Source organism: Parapedobacter indicus (assembly GCF_900113765.1).
Classification (GTDB): Bacteria; Bacteroidota; Bacteroidia; order Sphingobacteriales; family Sphingobacteriaceae; genus Parapedobacter; species Parapedobacter indicus.
This window is the reverse complement of the sequence record NZ_FOQO01000002.1, coordinates 118,570-136,203: the sequence shown is the minus strand read 5'-3', so window position 1 is coordinate 136,203 and position 17,634 is coordinate 118,570. Positions and strand designations below refer to the sequence as shown.

Here is a 17,634-nt window from a genome sequence, read left to right as displayed (position 1 = left end):
GGTGCGACAAACTTACAGCGAAAGTGGGACATTTGCAATAAAAAATGGCTAAAAAGGCCTACCTTTGCGCACAAAAATCGAATTATATGAGTTTAGTTATCGTCGGCAGCATCGCGTACGATGCGATCGAAACACCTTTCGGAAAAACAGACAAGATCGTAGGAGGGGCAGCAACCTTTGCGGGCCTAGCCGCGGCTTATTTATATCGAGATGTAAAATTAGTGGGTGTGGTTGGCGAGGACTTCGGTGAAGATAACCTGAATATATTGAAATCGAAAGGTATTGATCTGGAGGGAGTACAGATAAAAGACGGACAGAAGTCTTTTTTTTGGTCGGGAAAATACCACAACGACATGAATAGCCGGGATACGTTGGTTACCGAACTGAATGTGCTGGCCGATTTTGATCCGGTGATTCCGGATAGTTACCAAGATTGTCAATACCTACTTTTGGGCAATCTTACCCCTCAAGTACAATTGACCACGTTGGATCGACTGAAACATAAACCGAAACTAGTGGCATTGGATACCATGAATTTTTGGATGGATATTGCTTTGGATGATCTGATGAACGTGTTAAAGCGTGTGGATGTACTTACCATCAACGATGCCGAAGCACGGCAACTTTCGGGCGAATACGCATTGGTCAAAGCCGCGGAGAAGATCCTGCAGTTGGGCCCGAAATACCTGATCATCAAAAAAGGCGAACACGGAGCCCTGTTGTTTGGCGAGGGTCGGATTTTCTCGGCACCGGCGCTTCCGCTTGCCGATGTGTATGATCCTACAGGAGCCGGAGATACATTTGCCGGTGGATTCATCGGTTATTTGGCTAAAGTTGGAACCATCAATTTCCATAACATGAAAAACGCCGTGATTTTTGGTTCGGCACTTGCCTCTTTCTGCGTCGAAAAATTTGGTACCGAGCGATTGAGGGAACTGGATACCGATCTTATTGCCCAACGGATTACCCGGTTTACGGAACTCAGTAAGTTTGATATCGACGGCTAATGGTTGGCTAGGGATTTGTCGTGGCCAACTTGCCAATGATCTCGAAGCGTAAGAATACTTCTTCCGTATGCGGGGCATCCGCCAGTTCGTCAGTCAAATCCTGCCCGGCCCAATGTTCATAGTGCATCCCTCTGAACCAAAGGCGACTCTTTGATACATCATAAATATAACCGCGGTAGGCTATCCAGATAGCTGGATGGTCTTGTCCGTTTTTTAGTGCCAATTGAGACCTTGTATATAGGGGTAAGTCAGGAATCGCCCTAAGATCGCTCATATTTGTATGCGCCTAAGGCCTTTTTCATGGTTCGCCGCGCTACGTGAATGCGGGTTTTAACAGTACCAATCGGAATCTGTAAGTGCTCGGAAATTTCGTGGTATTTATATCCCTCAAAATACATGGTAAACGGAATATAATATTCATCGGACAGCTCAGCCATAGCGCCCTTGATATCTTCCATCACAAATTTATTCTCTCCAGCATTCTTTGTAGCGCTATAAGCCAGGTGTGCACTGGAAATTTCTTCAGATTGCGAGACAAAGCTGTTTGTTTTTACAAATCGCCGGTAGTGATTGATGAAGGTATTTTTCATGATAGTATACAACCACCCCTTGAGGTTGGTACCTTCCCTGAATTTGCCGTGATACGTTACTGCTTTTAGCATGGTATCTTGAACGAGGTCATTTGCATCCTCGTCATCGCGGGTGAAGTGCAGTGCATACCCTCTTAGGGATTCTGTGTGCTGCACCACTAATGTGTTAAACTCAAATCTCGTCATCTTTTTTACGGTTTAAGGGATTCCAAGTTAGGGCTTGGATTCCGGGTTAAACAATTTTATGATACAAAATAAGCGGTCGCAAATGCTTATTTAAGAAACTGACGTTTTAGTCTAATTAGTGTCGCGAAGTATACTGCAAGTATCGTGCTAAAGAAGAATGGATCGTTTAATTATCCAGCTAATATACGTTATATTTTTATTACTATTATATAATATTTACTTCTCGCTCTAGGGTGATGTTAAACTTTTCTTCCACATCGCGAATGATGCGTTCGGATAGGTTGTAAATATCTGATCCAGAAGCATTTTTATGGTTTACCAGTACGAGCGCTTGGTTTTTCCAGGTGCCGGCATCTCCGATACGTTTTCCCTTCCATCCGCATTGTTCAATGAGCCATCCGGCAGCGAGTTTTACATGGCTTTCGTCAACGGGGTAATACACAAAATTCATGTCCTGGAAAGTGAACTGTAGCTGTTTTAAATGTTGTACGGTTATAATGGGGTTTTTGAAAAAGCTGCCTGAATTGCCGATGGTTGAGGGGTCGGGCAGTTTGTCGGTGCGTATGGCGGATACCACTTCGGCAATGTCCTTGATGGTGGGGTGCGTGATATTTCGCTTTGCCAATTCGGAATGGATGGCCCCATAAGAGGTATTGATAGATGGGGTTAACGACAGCTCAAGCGTCACTTGCGTGATGATGTAGCGGCCTTTGGCCTGTTTTTTAAACAGGCTGTCGCGGTACGAAAATTGACAATCGTCTTTATAGAATGTGGAAATTTCCCCACTTTTTGTGTCAAATACACGACAACTGATAAAAACATCTTTCAGTTCTGTGCCGTAGGCGCCAATGTTTTGAACGGGAGCAGCACCTACGGTGCCCGGAATCAACGCCATGTTTTCAATGCCTGCAAAATTGCGATCAACGCAATACCACACCAGATCGTTCCATATCACACCCGCTCCAGCGGTAACCAATATCTTGGTGTCTGATATCCGGTGGCTGATTCCCGGTATACCAATGTGGATAACCAAACCGGTGAAATCTTTCGTAAATAAGATATTGCTCCCGCCTCCCAAGATGAGAAAGGGCTGCTTCGTTTGGTTCTTCCGGTTGTAAAAAAGATGTACGAGTGCCTCCTCGGAATCAATTTCAATGAATTGCGCAGCAAATGCCGCAATGCCAAATGTGTTGTATGGTTTGAGTGAAAAATGTTTTTTGACCGAAAACTCCATTCAATTTTGACTAATTTTTTCAATAATTCAAATATATGTGTATCTTTAACATATTAACTTTAATGGCCAAAGATAAGCGATTGACCTGATAGCACAATAGGTGACGGTATTGTATGATAAACGCAGATAAAAAGCGCACACAGATTTTGGAAGCGGCAACGCGCCGATTTGCACATTTTGGATTGGCAAAAACCACAATGTCTGAAATTGCACAAGATCTTTCATTTTCCAAAGCACTCCTGTATTATTACTTTCCGGATAAGAATGCATTATATGCAGCAGTGTTGGAACATGTCATGGCACGATCGTTTGAAGAGTTGGAGAAGGAGTTGGATTCCATTGCAGATTGTCAGACGGCCATGATGTTTATATTGGATAAACGAATCGCATTTATCACAAAATACTATACCTTGCTTGAACATTCTGTATCTGCGGTGCAACAAATGCCCGATGAGATGGCGCACGTAATGGAGGATTCGAAAGATAAAGAGGTGGCGTTAATCCGCGGAATCCTTCAAAAAGGAGTGAATACAGGCCAGCTGGCCATTGAAGAGCTCCAGGAAACTGCGGAAATCATCCTGTTTGCGCTGGTAGGTATGCGGTTCAGTATATTGAAAGACCTGAAGGGCATATTGTTCCCTACCAAAGACGAATTTGATCGCATCTTACAACTTCAAAAGAAAATGGCGACGGTATTTTTAAAAGGGCTGGCAGCTCCTTCGCGTTAGTCCTTTGCCAGTTTTATTTCCGAAATTCGCTTCACGATCTGCGTAGCGTGTACGCGTGAATTTTCAATAAACCATAGATGTGTGTTCATTCCTCCGCAAACCACGCCAGCGAGAAAAAGGCCGGGAATATTGGTTTCCATCGTGTCGGGATTATGGAGGGGTTGACGCGAAGCGTCATCGGAGAGTTTGATGCCTATCTTTTCTAAAAAGGTAAAGTTGGGTTGGTATCCGGTTAATGCCAATACAAAGTCATTTTCCAGGGTTATCAGACCATCGGGCGTCAAAATGTCGACCTCTGTAGGCCTGATTTCGGTCAGTCTGCTGTTGAACAATGCCCGTACTTCGCTATTTGCGATGCGGTTTTCCATGTCGGGGCGCACCCAATATTTTACGCGGGGGCCAATGCTTTCGCCCCTTACCACCAGTGTCACGTCAGCGCCTTTTCGGTAGGTCTCTAGCGCGGCATCCACCGATGAATTGCTAGCACCTACTACCACGACCTTTTGCCCTGCATAATAATGCGGATCATTGTAATAATGGCTTACCTTGGGCAGGTCCTCTCCTTGGATGTTCAGCAGGCACGGAATGTCATAGAAACCCGTAGCCACCACTACGTACGATGCAGTATATGCAGATTTACTTGTGGTAATATGAAAGGTACCATCTTGTTTTGATGCGGAGGTCACTTCCTCAAATAAACGGATGTTTAAGCCAAATTTTTGTTGGATACGGCGGTAATATTCCAGTGCTTCCGCCCGCTTGGGCTTGGGATTAATGGAAACGAAAGGAACGTCGCCGATTTCTAGTCTTTCTGACGTAGAAAAGAAAGTCATATTTTGCGGATAGCGATACAGCGAATTGACCAAACATCCCTTTTCAACAATGAGGTATGTTAATCCGGCTTCCTGGGCTGCGATACCGCATGCCAGTCCGATGGGGCCACCGCCAATGATAAGCAGCTCGTAGTGTGCCGATGAGGTTTCCATGTGCTGCAAAGGTACGTGTCAACGAGATGAATACCAAAACTTACTCCACAGCCTGCTGTTTGATTAATTGATCGCAGGTTTTGTTCAGATCAATCACAATCCGGTTTATAAAATTGATCTGTTCGGTGATCAATCGGGATTCTTCTGAATCGATATTGTTTGTATCCAAATCGGGTGGTGTGTCTACTTCTACTTCCGTAAATTCTTCTTCTCCTTCTTCCGACTCAAAGAGTTTGATGGTTTGCGCAAGTAAGAACAACGTTTTGCGGATAACCCGGACGTGCTCGCCCGTTAGCGATGCGTTGTCTGCGTCCGTGACATTATTGAGCAACGTGACCGAGTAGGACGAAAGAATGTGGTTAAACACTACAAACTTGTTTATTTCCTTGGCGTCTCTCTGTTTGCTTTTGGGTTCAGTAATCATGCGCTGGAATGCTGAGGCCATATTCGCGGTGGTGACATATACTTCTTTTCGGGACAACTTATAATCTGTTATACTCAATGGCTGACCAGCGATGATTTTTAGTGCTTGTGCGATATAACGATAATTGGCAACAAGTAATTTGCGCATGGTCGCTTGCACCTGAGTGCTTTCCCAATTGGGTAAAATGACGTAACTGGAAAGAAATGCTAAACCCGATCCTATTAATGTATCAATGATGCGTTCCCTGAGTATGGTCAGCGTATTCATATCAAGGAAGCTGAACATGATTAGTATATAGGGTGTCATGAACATCACACTGACAATGTAATTGACACGGATCAGGCTATAGGTGGCCACCATAAATAATAGCAATAAGACGAATAGGGAAGTTTGGTCTTTAACAAGCATTAAAATCAGCGCTCCGGCGATGCCGCCAATAACGGTTCCAATCAATCGTTGGAAATTCCGTTGCTTTGTGAGGCTGAATCCGGGTTTTAGTATGACCATGATGGTCAATAAAATCCAGTAACTATGATTGCCTACGTTAATAGCCAACGAAAGGATGTAACCGATTCCCATTACGATTCCCATTCGCGCAGCATGTCTGAATAATGTCGATTTAAGCGTCAGGTTTTCTCGGAATTGCTTAAAATCAATGTCCTTGTGCTCAATAAACTGACTGAGATCTGTATCTTCTCTGCGGAAAGAGTTTTTGGGATCCTTATCAAAATATCCGTATATATTGTTAATACGCTGGATGAGGTTGCGTATATTGATCAAGATCTTTTTCAGCGGCAGGGTATTAATCTGGTAGTCTTTGTCTACTTTTTCGATTGCCGCCCATATGCGATCCAGATCGTTTTTAAAATTGTATAACGCTTTGGGTCTCCGATTGGCATTAATCTGATAAGAAAAATGTTCCAGTTCGTTACCAATTCTTCGGATCGTTAGGTTAAAATGCTGCAATACTCCGGTTTGCCTAAATTGTTCGCGGATTGCATCGTAGTCATAGTGCGTGGCCATACTCTGTTCGAACAAATCAATGATGTCCGTAAAAATCAGAATCAGCAGCCGTCCGATTTTTGTGGTATCCCGTATGGTTTTCTTACTTCGGAATAACTGGTCACGAACGTTGTCTTGGTGTTGACTTACAATGATTTGCTGTTCGATTAATTCTCGGTAGTTTCGTTCAATGTCCGATTTGGCATCGTAGAAATTTGCTTTAATTCGGATGTAGTCGGCAACATTCTGTATAGATTCCGCCAGTTCCTGTTGCGCTTGGCGGTATGGCCGTACTTGATGAAGCGATAAACTCAGTAGCATATACCACACGCAACCCAGGAGAATATAGGCTATGTGTGTAGTCACATCCCAAAAGGTATTATCAGCTCCGTCGATATTGAGTATCATGACAAGAATAGCCAATGTTCCAACCGACGAAGCGCGGGCACCATAGACTGCAAACATGGAGAACAGAAAACTTATCCCTACAATGGTCACGGTGAGCAATGCAGGAATATCGTTGACTAAGTTGGTAACCAGCGCCGAAATGAGTACCGCGGCAGTACATAACAACATGCCATTTCTGCGATGATTCAACGGCCCGGGAGTGTCAGAAAGTCCAACGACCATTGCACCTAACGAGATGGTAATGCCAACCTGAAGATTTCCAAACCAAGAAAAAATAAGCGCGGGGGTCAGTGCTCCGAACGTGATACGAAGGCCATCGGCAAAATACTGGCTGTAAAAAAAATTCTGGATTTCTTTTGCCCTATTCATGCATAGACGGATGGTGCATACAAAGATACATAAAAGGATAACTAAAAATACTCAATAGTGGGTATTTCAGATAGCCGTTTTGGTGTTTAGTTTTGCTCACACTTATTAATTCAATCAATAACATGGAAATTAAAAATCTACTCACAACGATTGCGCTGGTAACGAGTGGCCTGCTGGTCATGGCCCTGCCGGGTTTTGGACAGAAAGCAAAAGACCGTACCATGACGATTAGTACGGAGGCCGGTTCGAGCATGCATGTGGACGGCAACCAGGTAACCTCGCCTGTCAAAATTAAAATCCCAAAGTATGCTACTGTCAACGTCCGTGTGGAGAAGGTAGGGTTCGTAACTGAAATACGCAACTACGAAAACAATGGAATTAATATTATTCCCAAAACCGACTTTATCCAGTTGACAAAAGATGAGGCCTACGAAAACTCATTTGTAACCAATTTGGCTAATCAAGACATCGATATCAGGCCATCCCGAAATGCAGATGAAGCGTGGATTCTGCTGAATCGCATTGTAACAGGATCATTTGATGTCATTGCGATCATGGACAAGTCTACGGGCTACATGGCTACAGCATGGTCTGCAAAATCCTTTAACTCGGGTGTTGTACGCACTCGTTTGATCGTAAAAACCAGTAATACGGAACCGCTGGAATACAAGGCCAAATTAGTCTCTGAGATAGCGCCTCCCGGCACCAGCATCAACGCTGATGAATCATTTCGCCGCTGGGATCGGATACTTCGCACGTATGAAAACGTTATTCCCGATTTGCAAAGCCGCTTAGGAATCAATTAATCGATCAACGCTTCCACCAACACTTTATAACGATGAACATCACCAAATTATCAGCGATGCTGTGCATTGCTTTCGGAACCTTGTTTTTTGCCCAGGCTCAACAAGCAACGGTTGTAGGCCAACGACAGTATAGCGAGCCCGATTTCGGGAAATTTTATTTGCGTTTTGGCGCAAGTTTCCTGAATAACGATTTCCTTAAACAGTTAAACGATGGCGAACTCGACGACGCCTATTCCGCGCCGACGGGGTTGAACTTCGAACTAGGAAAATATTTTTTCATGCATTCGGAACCTATTGCTGGCCTTTTTAAGGTTGGACTTGATGCCTCCTTTCTCTCTCTTGGCTATAATCCCGTAACGTGGAATGATCCGGATGATCCAGACTATACTGAAAAGACCGATTTAACAACCGTGGGAGTCAAGCTTGGCCCCGTTATTTCTTTCAATCCGTTGGAGAATTTTTATGCCGACGCATTTGTGAAACTAGCGCCTACCATTTTGACTTCAATGAGTGAAATGGAAGACCTAGAAGAAGTGTTATTTGGTTTGAAAAGTGATGTGGGAATTAATTTACGGTATAAGAAGGTGACCTTGACGGCGGGATACGAATCCGGGGCGTTCAAATATGATTCCTATAACAGTGAATATAATGAGGAAACCGGAGAGTATATCGAACATACAACAAAAGAGAAATTCCCGATGGGTATGTTTCAGATTAAATTGGGACTTCAGTTCTATTAATCGTATCAATCAAGTGAATCGTTATGACGCATCAATGGGATCAATTGGCGGTTATGTTTGCCTGTTTAGGGGAAGCAGATATGCTTGTACATGCCCCTCGTGAAGTTAGGGCAAATAAGCGGCAGCACGTTGCTGCCAAGAAGGCGGAGAAACCGACCATACCTGAATACGATAGTATACCATTATCGCTGCCTGAACTTGTTTGAAAAGGTAAAGCGCATAGGCCATGCGCTGCCTTTTTTTATGAAGGAATTTGTTCGTCGTCGTTTGTATTGAAGGTGCTTATTTTCAATATATTTGAAAAGTTGAAGAAGCGACCATCCACCCCTGGCTCCTTTATTTTTATAAGATACCGCATATGAAATTGTTAGCTAGTTGGAAATCCTTTATTGCAGTGGCGTTGGCGGTTATAGTGGCCCAAAACCTAGTCGCGCAGCAAATACAGTCTTACTCGATGCCAGCCGACGATTACGACGCGAACATTGTGAAACTAAATGCGCTTGCTCTGCCTTTTCGAAACATTTCGCTACAGTACGAGCGATTGGTATCCCGGAAAATTTCCGTAGCCGTCGGACTGCGGATGATTCCAAAAGGCAACTTTCCGATGCTTGACGCTTTTGAATCATATATCGATGATGCGGAAACATTTGATGAGTTGCAAAATATTCGTGTCAGCAATCAGGCTATTACCATCGAGCCAAGGTTTTATTTTGGACGACATGACGGACCTCGGGGCTTCTATATTGCACCGTATGGGCGTTATAGTACATATGGACTTGGCTTCCGTCAATTTGAATATACGGTGGAAGAGGAAGATGAAGCAGGTTACTACCAAGCGGAAACGCACACCATGGCGCTGGAGGGACGGATCAGCGGAATAACCGGCGGTTTATTATTCGGTTCGCAATGGCGTATCGGACGCTGGGTTTACTTGGATTGGTGGATATTGGGGCCTGCCTATGGAGCTGCTAACGGCAAATTAAGTGGTAGCAGCTCGATGCCATTGGATCCGAAAGCACAGACTGCTTTGGAAGAGGAGCTTGAAAACTTGGAAATTCCCATGCTTGATACGGAAGCTCATGTGGACAGTAAGGGAGCTAAATTAGACATGAAAGGGCCGTGGGCGGGAATCCGTACCGGATTAGCCGTAGGAATCCGCTTTTAAATCGAGCTCATCGATACAAGCGGCTAAAAATCCGATTGGACAATTCAACGATCCCGGTGCCGATTTGCAATGGCATGGGACTATCTAAGAACAACAGGGTTCTGAATGAATTGTTTTATTTTTAATTTTATCTATCTATTTTTGCTATCATTTCAATAAACCAAATATTTCTTGGTAAAATATTTATATATTTGACGGTTTGATTACTTATTGTGCAATGTTTGCCAATGTTGCAGAGCTGTATTAATCAACAAACCCCTATCTTAGTTTCATAAAGATAGTCAACGATTTTATTCATTAAAGCGTTTAACGAGCAGATGAACTTAAGTAAAAAACAAGCGGTCTTTGAAGACGAGGTATTGACGCGTTTCGAGCTGTTTAACAGCTTATTCATGACTTTGCCATTTTATCAAGTAAAACACACGGGTACACTTCTGCCTTTTTTTACGTCACACTGCGAGCGCGGTGTCGCTGCAAAGCATGATCCTGAAGCGATTATAGAGAGTTTTTTCGGACAATATGAACAATATGTCCGAGAGGCCGACCGCATTGACCTGCTTTTCCGTATCATTCAGTATATAGAGCGGCAGGTGGTCCTATTTGATGCTGTAGAAGACGCTGCCTTCCGGAAAACCGGTCGGTCGGATGAAGCGGGATTATTGGATTCTGTCTTCAAGCAAACGGAAAACAATAAGGATTTACGCAATAAATTGGTAAGCAAACTGCGTGATTTCTCCTTGCGGCTGGTGTTGACGGCCCACCCCACGCAGTTTTATCCGGGGCCAGTTTTGGCGATCATCACGGATTTGACGGAAGCCTTGAAAAAGAATGACATCAATAACATCCATTTATTGTTGCAACAGCTGGGCAAAACACCGTTTATGATGAAAAACAAGCCCACGCCGGTAGATGAGGCAATTAGCTTGGCGTGGTTTCTCGAAAAGGTGTTTTATCCCGTGGCATCGGCTATTCAGTCAAAAATCGATGATGAGTTTGATCTGCCAGTCGATGAAAACCGGCAACTGGTGGAATTAGGCTTTTGGCCGGGAGGCGACCGCGATGGGAATCCAAATGTGACGGTTGAGGGCACAAAGCGCGTCGCCCTGCTGCTGCGTACTATTTTGTTCCGTTGTTATTACCGTGATTTTCGGGTACTCAAGAGACGCATCACATTCAAAGGTGTCGAAAAGTATATGGATATCCTGCAGAATAGGTTTCATGAGAACAGCTTTAATCCTTCGGAAAGCCCGGAAAATGAAAAATCGGTTATTATACATAATCTGAAAGAGATCAAGCGCGTCTTAACTGACTACCACGACGGTTTATTTGTCGAATTGGTGGATGACCTGATTCGCAAAGTAAGAACGTTCGGCTGTTTCTTTGCAACATTGGATATCCGTCAGGATAGTAGCGTAATCCGGCAGACGCATGCATATATACGCGAAAAATATGTAGAGGAAACACGTATTAGAGGCGATTTTGAACGGCTAGATGAGGTTGCTAAACAACAAGCATTTAAATTCGAGGCTTGCGACTTGTCTTATGAAGATGATGCGGCCCCCTTGGTGGCTGACACGTTAAGTGTTATCCGGTTGATTAAGGATATTCAACGATCGGGCGGCGAGCGCGCGGCACAGCGGTTTATCATCAGCAACTGCCAACAAGCTTCTGATATTCTTGAACTTATGGAATTGTTTTTATGGAGTGATTGGCATACTGAATCGCTTTGTATCGACTTCGTCCCCCTGTTTGAGACCGTTGATGACCTCAAACGCGCGGCAGCAGTAATGGAGGCGCTGTATACGCATCCTCATTACACGGCGCACCTTGCGCGGCGGGACAATAAGCAGACGATTATGCTCGGGTTTTCAGACAGCACGAAAGATGGTGGCTATTTGATGGCTAATTGGTCGATTTATAAGGCCAAAGTGGAGCTTACCGCCATGGCTCGGCAATACGATGTCGACTTGGTATTTTTCGATGGAAGGGGAGGTCCTCCTGCTCGAGGCGGCGGAAAAACACAACGCTTTTATGCTTCGATGGGCAAAGAGATTGCGAACGATCATATCCAGTTAACGATACAGGGCCAAACGATTAGTAGCCAATATGGTTCGTGGGATACGGCTTATTATAATATCGAACAACTTCTTCACGCCGGACTCACTTCTCACATTGGGCAAAAGGACGGAGATACCCTGTCGGCGGAAAAAAAGCAATTGATTGATGAGATGGCGCACGTTAGTCATGAACAGTTTCTGTCGTTGCGACACAACCCGCTATTTCTTAAATATCTTGAGAAATTCAGTCCGCTCAAATTCCTCTCTCAAATCAATATCAGTAGCCGGCCTGTTAAACGAAATTCGGATAAAGAGTTACGTCTTGAAGACTTGAGGGCCATTAGCTTCGTTACCTCTTGGAGCCAATTGAAACAAAATATACCCGGTTTTTTCGGCGTAGGATCGGCGCTTCAGCGGGCTGAGGAACAAGGCAAATGGGAGGAAGTACAGGAGCTTTATGAGACATCCGGTATGTTCAAAACCATCATCGACAATTGTATGATGTCAATGTCTAAGTCAAATTTTGACCTGACTTCCTACATCCAAGCAGACGAAACGTTTGGCGATTTTTGGGTGAAAATGCGCGATGAGTATGAACGCACCAAACATTACGTGCTGAAACTTAGCGGAAGCAAGGTGTTAATGGAAAATTACCCTGTGGAGCGGGAATCTATTGCCATACGGGAAAAAATCGTACTTCCGCTGTTAATCATTCAGCATTATGCCATCAAAAAATTGCAAAAGGGCGAGTTGAATGAAAAGGACCGTGAAGTGTTCTCAAAGCTGGTAACCCGCACCCTTTACGGCGTGGTAAATGCAGGTAGGAATCTTGCCTGATCACCAGTCGTCTGAAAACTGTTGATAAGCACGACATTTTTAGCTAAGTTTGTTGCATTAATTGAGTTTTTATGAAATTTAGAAATATTTGTTTGATGGCGCTGCCCTTGGCTGTGGCAGTAAGTTCTTGTACGCAGCATGCCGGCGAACCGGTGAAGAGGTCGTTGCTATTTAACAACGAGACAGGTGTCGATACAGATGGTTATCTATTTTTTAAGCTGACACATGAAAAAGCTGTATATGAAGTACAATTGGCGGAATATATACAGTCAACGACAGCGTCAGAAGCGACTAAAAAAATAGCCTCAAAGATCAGCGATGTGTATAAAGGGATGATTCCGGAGTTGGAGAGCCTCGCGGCAACCTTTCAAGTTATTTTGCCTGACCCCGGTCTTCCCGGTTTTGCTGTACCGCACCATTTTGCTCCTGACAGCCTAGCCAGTTTCAGTAACGAAGCTTATCTTGCTCATGTTCAGCATGAGCAGGGTGTAATCTTGGAACATTTTAACCGGATTGACCGGAATACTTCTAAGGCGTTGAAAGATTACGCAAAAGAGAAGCTTCCGGCCGTGAAGGAGGTTTTTGCATTAGCGGGTGGCCATGAAGAGCATGGCGCACATCACTGATTAATTTCCGTACCGCCATGTCAAAAAAAAGCGTTGTCACAGGAATCTTATCGTACGGAATGTCGGGGCGGGTATTCCACGCGCCATTTATACACCAGAAAAGTCGGTTTGAGCTACGGGCTGTTGTAGAAAGGCACGAAAAACGCGCCCAACGACGATATCCGGATGTAATTAGTTATGATTCGGTGGATGAATTGCTGAACGATGATAAGATAGAATTTGTCATTGTGAACACGCCGAATGATACACACGTAGACTACGCTACCAAAGCACTGAAGGCGGGGAAACATATATTAGTCGAAAAGCCCTTCGCGCCGAACGCCGAGGATGCCAGGAAATTGTTCGAGTTGGGGAAAGCCGTAAATCGGTACGTAATGGTGTTCCAGAACCGTCGTTGGGATAGTGATTTCAAGCTGCTCAAACGCGTGGTTGAACGCGAGACGCTCGGTGAGCTGATCGAATTGCACGTACGGTTTGACCGCTACCGAATGGAGAAGAGCCCGAAGATATTTAAAGAACGGAAGATTCCTGGAAGCGGCGTGTTATATGACCTTGGTCCACACTTGCTCGATCAGGTTATCAGTTTATTCGGCAAGCCGGAGAAAAGTTTAAAAATCTTGGCTACCCACCGACCGGGATCTGAGGTCGACGACTTTTCGACATTGGTGCTGAGTTATCCAAAAGGGTTTACGGTCTTCATCCACGCAAGCCTCTTGGTTGCTAATCCGCTACCGGCTTATGTGTTACATGGGGTTAGAGGGTCTTTCCACAAAGTAAGGGCTGATGTTCAGGAGGATCAGCTGCAGGCTGGGCTTTCGCCGAAAGACCCGCAGTATGGCATTGAACCGGTGGGCAAGGAGGGACTGATTACACTCGTAAAACCAAATGGCGACCGAGAACTTCGATACAGGGAGGCGCTTAAGGGAGATTATAACGATTTATTCAACGCCGTATATGCACAGATACGGAAGGAAGAGCCTTTTCCGGTTAAGTCTGAGGAAATTCTGTGGCAACTGGAAATACTTGAGCAGCCTACCTGGAATGGAATTTAAGATTTTCTGACTGATACGATGTTTGGTTATAGTGAATTAATAGATAATTAACACTAACGAAACTTTACATTGTTATTATTGGCCGGAAGAACTCAAGACGGCCGTATGTTAACAGTTGTGAAGCACAAATACCCACTTATAAACCGCGAATTAAGCTGGTTGTATTTCAACGAGCGCGTGCTGCAAGAAGCTGCAGACAAGACGGTACCGCTGATCGAGCGTCTACGATTTTTAGCGATATTTTCTTCCAATTTAGACGAATTTTATCGTGTGCGAGTGGCCACGCTCAACCGACTTGTTGATATCAATACCAAAACCAAGAACATGCTGGGTTTTAACCCAAAAAAAATCCTGAATGAAATCAAGAATATCGTTGTCAAACTTGAAAAACGGTTTGACTTTCTATATGAGCAGGAAATTATCAAAGAATTGGAGGCTAAGAAGATCTTTATCATCAATGAGCAGCAATTGAATGTAGCCCGGGGTGAATATGTACGTGGCTATTTCCGGCGCCAGGTATTGCCTACACTGGTTCCCATTATGCTCGAAAGCGAAGATTTCGGCAAACCGTTCCCTGAGCTGAGAGACCGTCATATTTATTTCATCGTCAAGCTTACCTTTCGCAAAAAGGTGAAGTATGCACTGGTCGAGATTCCTACGGCAATCCTATCGAGATTTCTGATCTTACCGGAAAATAAGGGGCTGAAATTTATTATTTTGTTGGACGATATCATCCGGTATTGTTTGGACGATCTGTTTTTTATTTTTGAATACGATACTGTGGAGGCGTATAGCATTCAGCTCACGCGCGATGCGGAATTGGACATCGATGCCAATGTTAGCGAACGGTTTGTCGAAGCGCTGATGCGCAGCTTGCAGCGTAGGGATAAGGGGAGACCCATGCGGTTGTTGTACGACAATGACATTCCTCTTGATACGCTTAATTACTTAGTCGCCTGTATGCAATTGGATTCGGAGGCACTCATCCCCGGGGGGAGGTATCACAATTTCAAAGACTTTATCGACTTTCCCAATGTGGGTGGACCATCACTGGAATACACTCCGATGCCTCAGCTTCGGGTTAGTAATTTGGATTTAAGCCGCAGTATATTCAGCCAAATGGCGCAACGGGATTACCTGATAAGTTTACCCTATCAATCATTTGACTATATTGTTCATTTCCTGCGAGAGGCGGCGATGGATCCCAAAGTCAAAGAAATCAACATCTGCCTGTATCGTTTAGCCGAAAATTCCAGTGTAATCAATGCCCTCATCAATGCCGCTCAAAATGGTAAAAAAGTGAATTGCCTGCTTGAGCTGAAAGCGCGGTTCGATGAGGAAGCCAACATCTATTGGCGTAATCAATTGGAGGAAGGTGGGGTAAATGTGAATATTGGTGTTGTACAATATAAAGTACATGCGAAAATCTGTTTGATCGCACGGCGGGAGAAACGGGGGTTAGTCTATTACGCAAACCTAGCCACTGGAAACTTCAATGAAAAGACAGCCAAACTCTATGGCGACCACAGTCTCTTTACAGTTAACCCGTTAATTACAAAAGACCTTAAACGCCTGTTCAGAGGGTTAGAAAAGCAAACATTCCATCGCGGTTACAAGGCAATCATCGCATCTCCGCTGGAAACCCGTCAGCGATTTTATCAATTGATCAAGAATGAAATCGACGCGGTGAAAGCGGGAAAAACAGGGTACATGGTGCTAAAGATGAACAGCCTGTCGGACGACGAGGTGATCGAAAAACTGTACGAAGCAAACAATGCGGGGGTAACCATTCAACTGATTATCCGAGGCATGTGCTGTCTTGTACCTGGTCAGGCCGGATTCAGCGAACGTATTACGGTTAGGAGTATCATCGATCGCTATCTGGAACATGCGCGAGTGTGGATTTTTGGGAATGGGGGCAATGAATTGATTTACTTGTCGTCTGCCGACTTGATGACGCGCAACATCGATCGGCGGGTAGAAGTGGCTTTTCCGATCGTTGACCAACGTATTCAACGGGAAATCCGTGATATCATTGATATTCAATTGCGCGATAACACGAAAGCGCGCGAAATCAACCAATTAAATAACAACCGATATATCGGTAGCAAAAACAGAATCAGGCATCGTGCACAGGAAGACATTTACAATTATCTGAAATATAAATCCTAATTAAACGTGAGGTACGCAGCAATAGATATCGGGTCGAATGCAGTAAGGCTATTGATCGCCGATATTATCCAAAATAACGGCACAGTATCATTCAAGAAAAATACCTTAGTTCGAGTTCCCCTTCGGCTGGGAGATGATGCATTTATCGATCGCCACATTTCCGAATCCAAAGCCACGGATTTAGTGAAAACGATGGTGGCTTTCCGGAACCTAATGGATGTATACAAGGTCAGTGAATATATGGCCTGTGCTACATCAGCTATGCGGGAAGCGGAAAACAGCGAATTTTTAGTGAGCGAAATTAAGGATGCGGGGATAAACCTGCAGATTATTAACGGCGGAGAGGAGGCCGAGATTATCTATAACAGTCATATCGAGCAACACCTTGGCAGTAAAAAGGCGTATTTATACATCGATGTGGGAGGAGGAAGTACCGAATTATCGGTATTTGCCGATACAAAATTGGTAGCATCGGCTTCGTTTAACATCGGCACGATTCGCATATTGGATAACCAGGATAAAGAAGAAACCTGGGAGGAAATGAAGACATGGGTTAAAAGTCATACCCGGATGTTTAAAACGATCTATGGAATTGGTACCGGCGGAAATATCAATAAGTTGTCGAGACTTGCCAATGACAAGGATGATAAACCTATTTCCTATACCAAATTGAAATCGTTGTATGAATACCTCAATTCGTTTTCATTAAAGGACCGGATCAATGTGCTGGGATTAAATAACGATCGTGCTGACGTAATTATTCCCGCATGCGAAATTTTTCTGACGTTAATGAAGTATGGCAGGCTCCGTCAAGTTATCGTCCCACGTGTTGGCTTGGTAGACGGTATTATACAGACATTAATTGATCGGAATCTACTGTCAACTTTAGGTGAAACCTGAATAAATTGCCTTTAACAAAAAGTGAAAATAATTTATGAAAGTTTCATCGCCATTAAAACCACCGAAGGCAGCGTGAATGCCTAAAAAAAATAAGCTAATAATGAACAAACAAATTATGCAGATGAAAAAAATCTTGAATAAAGGAAAAATTACGTTACTTTTGCGCCACTAACTCCTGCGGAAGTGGCGAAATTGGTAGACGCACCATCTTGAGGGGGTGGCGCCCTAAGGGCGTGGCAGTTCGAATCTGCTCTTCCGCACAACAAAAAACGCCCTTGCGAAAGCAGGGCGTTTTTTGTGAAATGATGCATTCCTTCGAGCCAACAATTTGGCTGGTCAGTTGTT

At 44.2% G+C, this 17,634-nt stretch carries 16 protein-coding genes and 1 tRNA gene; 12 read left to right on the top strand and 5 right to left on the bottom strand.

Annotation, left to right across the window (positions count from 1 at the left end):
- The first annotated feature begins 86 nt into the window (after nucleotides 1–86).
- Nucleotides 87–1,007: a PfkB family carbohydrate kinase gene (locus BMZ56_RS04370; protein ID WP_090625773.1), complete on the top strand. Its 921-nt coding sequence runs from the start codon at nucleotides 87–89 to the stop codon at nucleotides 1,005–1,007.
- 7 nt (nucleotides 1,008–1,014) lie between these two features.
- Here the strand turns inward: BMZ56_RS04370 and BMZ56_RS04365 are convergent, their stop codons facing one another.
- The 3 genes from BMZ56_RS04365 to murB form a co-directional block, all read right to left on the bottom strand.
- Nucleotides 1,015–1,281 carry a cytochrome b5 domain-containing protein gene (locus BMZ56_RS04365; RefSeq protein WP_090624693.1) on the bottom strand — a complete coding sequence of 89 codons (267 nt, stop codon included), beginning with the start codon at nucleotides 1,279–1,281 and terminating at the stop codon, nucleotides 1,015–1,017.
- Entirely contained in the window at nucleotides 1,268–1,783 is a 516-nt protein-coding gene (locus BMZ56_RS04360) for an RNA polymerase sigma factor (protein WP_090624690.1), read from the bottom strand. The genes BMZ56_RS04365 and BMZ56_RS04360 overlap by 14 nt, the downstream gene beginning before the upstream one ends.
- Before the next feature lie 205 nt (nucleotides 1,784–1,988).
- Nucleotides 1,989–3,017 (bottom strand): UDP-N-acetylmuramate dehydrogenase, encoded by a 1,029-nt coding sequence (murB, locus tag BMZ56_RS04355; RefSeq protein ID WP_090624687.1) that lies wholly within the window; start codon nucleotides 3,015–3,017, stop codon nucleotides 1,989–1,991.
- A gap of 113 nt (nucleotides 3,018–3,130) precedes the next feature.
- On the opposite strand from murB, the gene BMZ56_RS04350 reads away from it, so the two are divergent.
- Entirely contained in the window at nucleotides 3,131–3,745 is a 615-nt protein-coding gene (locus tag BMZ56_RS04350) for a TetR/AcrR family transcriptional regulator (protein ID WP_090624685.1), read from the top strand.
- On the opposite strand, the gene BMZ56_RS04345 is transcribed toward BMZ56_RS04350, so the two are convergent.
- Both BMZ56_RS04345 and BMZ56_RS04340 read right to left on the bottom strand, forming a co-directional pair.
- Nucleotides 3,742–4,731 (bottom strand): YpdA family putative bacillithiol disulfide reductase, encoded by a 990-nt coding sequence (locus BMZ56_RS04345; RefSeq protein WP_090624683.1) that lies wholly within the window; start codon nucleotides 4,729–4,731, stop codon nucleotides 3,742–3,744. The genes BMZ56_RS04350 and BMZ56_RS04345 overlap by 4 nt on opposite strands.
- A gap of 40 nt (nucleotides 4,732–4,771) precedes the next feature.
- Nucleotides 4,772–6,934, bottom strand: a complete 2,163-nt coding sequence (locus BMZ56_RS04340; RefSeq protein WP_090624681.1) for an FUSC family protein — start codon at nucleotides 6,932–6,934, stop codon at nucleotides 4,772–4,774.
- 122 nt (nucleotides 6,935–7,056) lie between these two features.
- Here BMZ56_RS04340 and BMZ56_RS04335 point away from each other — a divergent pair, with 122 nt between their 5' ends.
- From BMZ56_RS04335 to BMZ56_RS04290, 10 genes are all read left to right on the top strand, one after another.
- A complete protein-coding gene (locus BMZ56_RS04335; RefSeq protein ID WP_090624678.1) occupies nucleotides 7,057–7,740 on the top strand; it encodes a hypothetical protein in 684 nt (227 codons plus the stop codon).
- Nucleotides 7,741–7,772: 32 nt separating this feature from the next.
- Nucleotides 7,773–8,480, top strand: coding sequence for a hypothetical protein (locus tag BMZ56_RS04330; protein ID WP_090624675.1), 708 nt, complete (start codon nucleotides 7,773–7,775; stop codon nucleotides 8,478–8,480).
- Between the two features lie 23 nt (nucleotides 8,481–8,503).
- Nucleotides 8,504–8,686: a hypothetical protein gene (locus BMZ56_RS04325; RefSeq protein WP_090624673.1), complete on the top strand. Its 183-nt coding sequence runs from the start codon at nucleotides 8,504–8,506 to the stop codon at nucleotides 8,684–8,686.
- A 152-nt stretch (nucleotides 8,687–8,838) separates the two neighbouring features.
- Nucleotides 8,839–9,645, top strand: a complete 807-nt coding sequence (locus BMZ56_RS04320; protein WP_090624671.1) for a hypothetical protein — start codon at nucleotides 8,839–8,841, stop codon at nucleotides 9,643–9,645.
- A gap of 317 nt (nucleotides 9,646–9,962) precedes the next feature.
- Nucleotides 9,963–12,539: a phosphoenolpyruvate carboxylase gene (locus BMZ56_RS04315; RefSeq protein ID WP_090624668.1), complete on the top strand. Its 2,577-nt coding sequence runs from the start codon at nucleotides 9,963–9,965 to the stop codon at nucleotides 12,537–12,539.
- Nucleotides 12,540–12,610: 71 nt separating this feature from the next.
- Complete coding sequence (locus BMZ56_RS04310; protein ID WP_143072848.1) at nucleotides 12,611–13,165, top strand: hypothetical protein; 555 nt, start codon at nucleotides 12,611–12,613, stop codon at nucleotides 13,163–13,165.
- 17 nt (nucleotides 13,166–13,182) lie between these two features.
- Nucleotides 13,183–14,217 carry a Gfo/Idh/MocA family oxidoreductase gene (locus tag BMZ56_RS04305; RefSeq protein ID WP_090624664.1) on the top strand — a complete coding sequence of 345 codons (1,035 nt, stop codon included), beginning with the start codon at nucleotides 13,183–13,185 and terminating at the stop codon, nucleotides 14,215–14,217.
- A gap of 105 nt (nucleotides 14,218–14,322) precedes the next feature.
- A complete protein-coding gene (gene ppk1 / locus BMZ56_RS04300) occupies nucleotides 14,323–16,389 on the top strand; it encodes a polyphosphate kinase 1 (RefSeq protein WP_177195024.1) in 2,067 nt (688 codons plus the stop codon).
- A 6-nt stretch (nucleotides 16,390–16,395) separates the two neighbouring features.
- Entirely contained in the window at nucleotides 16,396–17,289 is an 894-nt protein-coding gene (locus BMZ56_RS04295; RefSeq protein ID WP_090624662.1) for a Ppx/GppA phosphatase family protein, read from the top strand.
- Between the two features lie 177 nt (nucleotides 17,290–17,466).
- Nucleotides 17,467–17,549, top strand: a tRNA-Leu gene (locus BMZ56_RS04290).
- The last annotated feature ends 85 nt before the right edge of the window (nucleotides 17,550–17,634 follow it).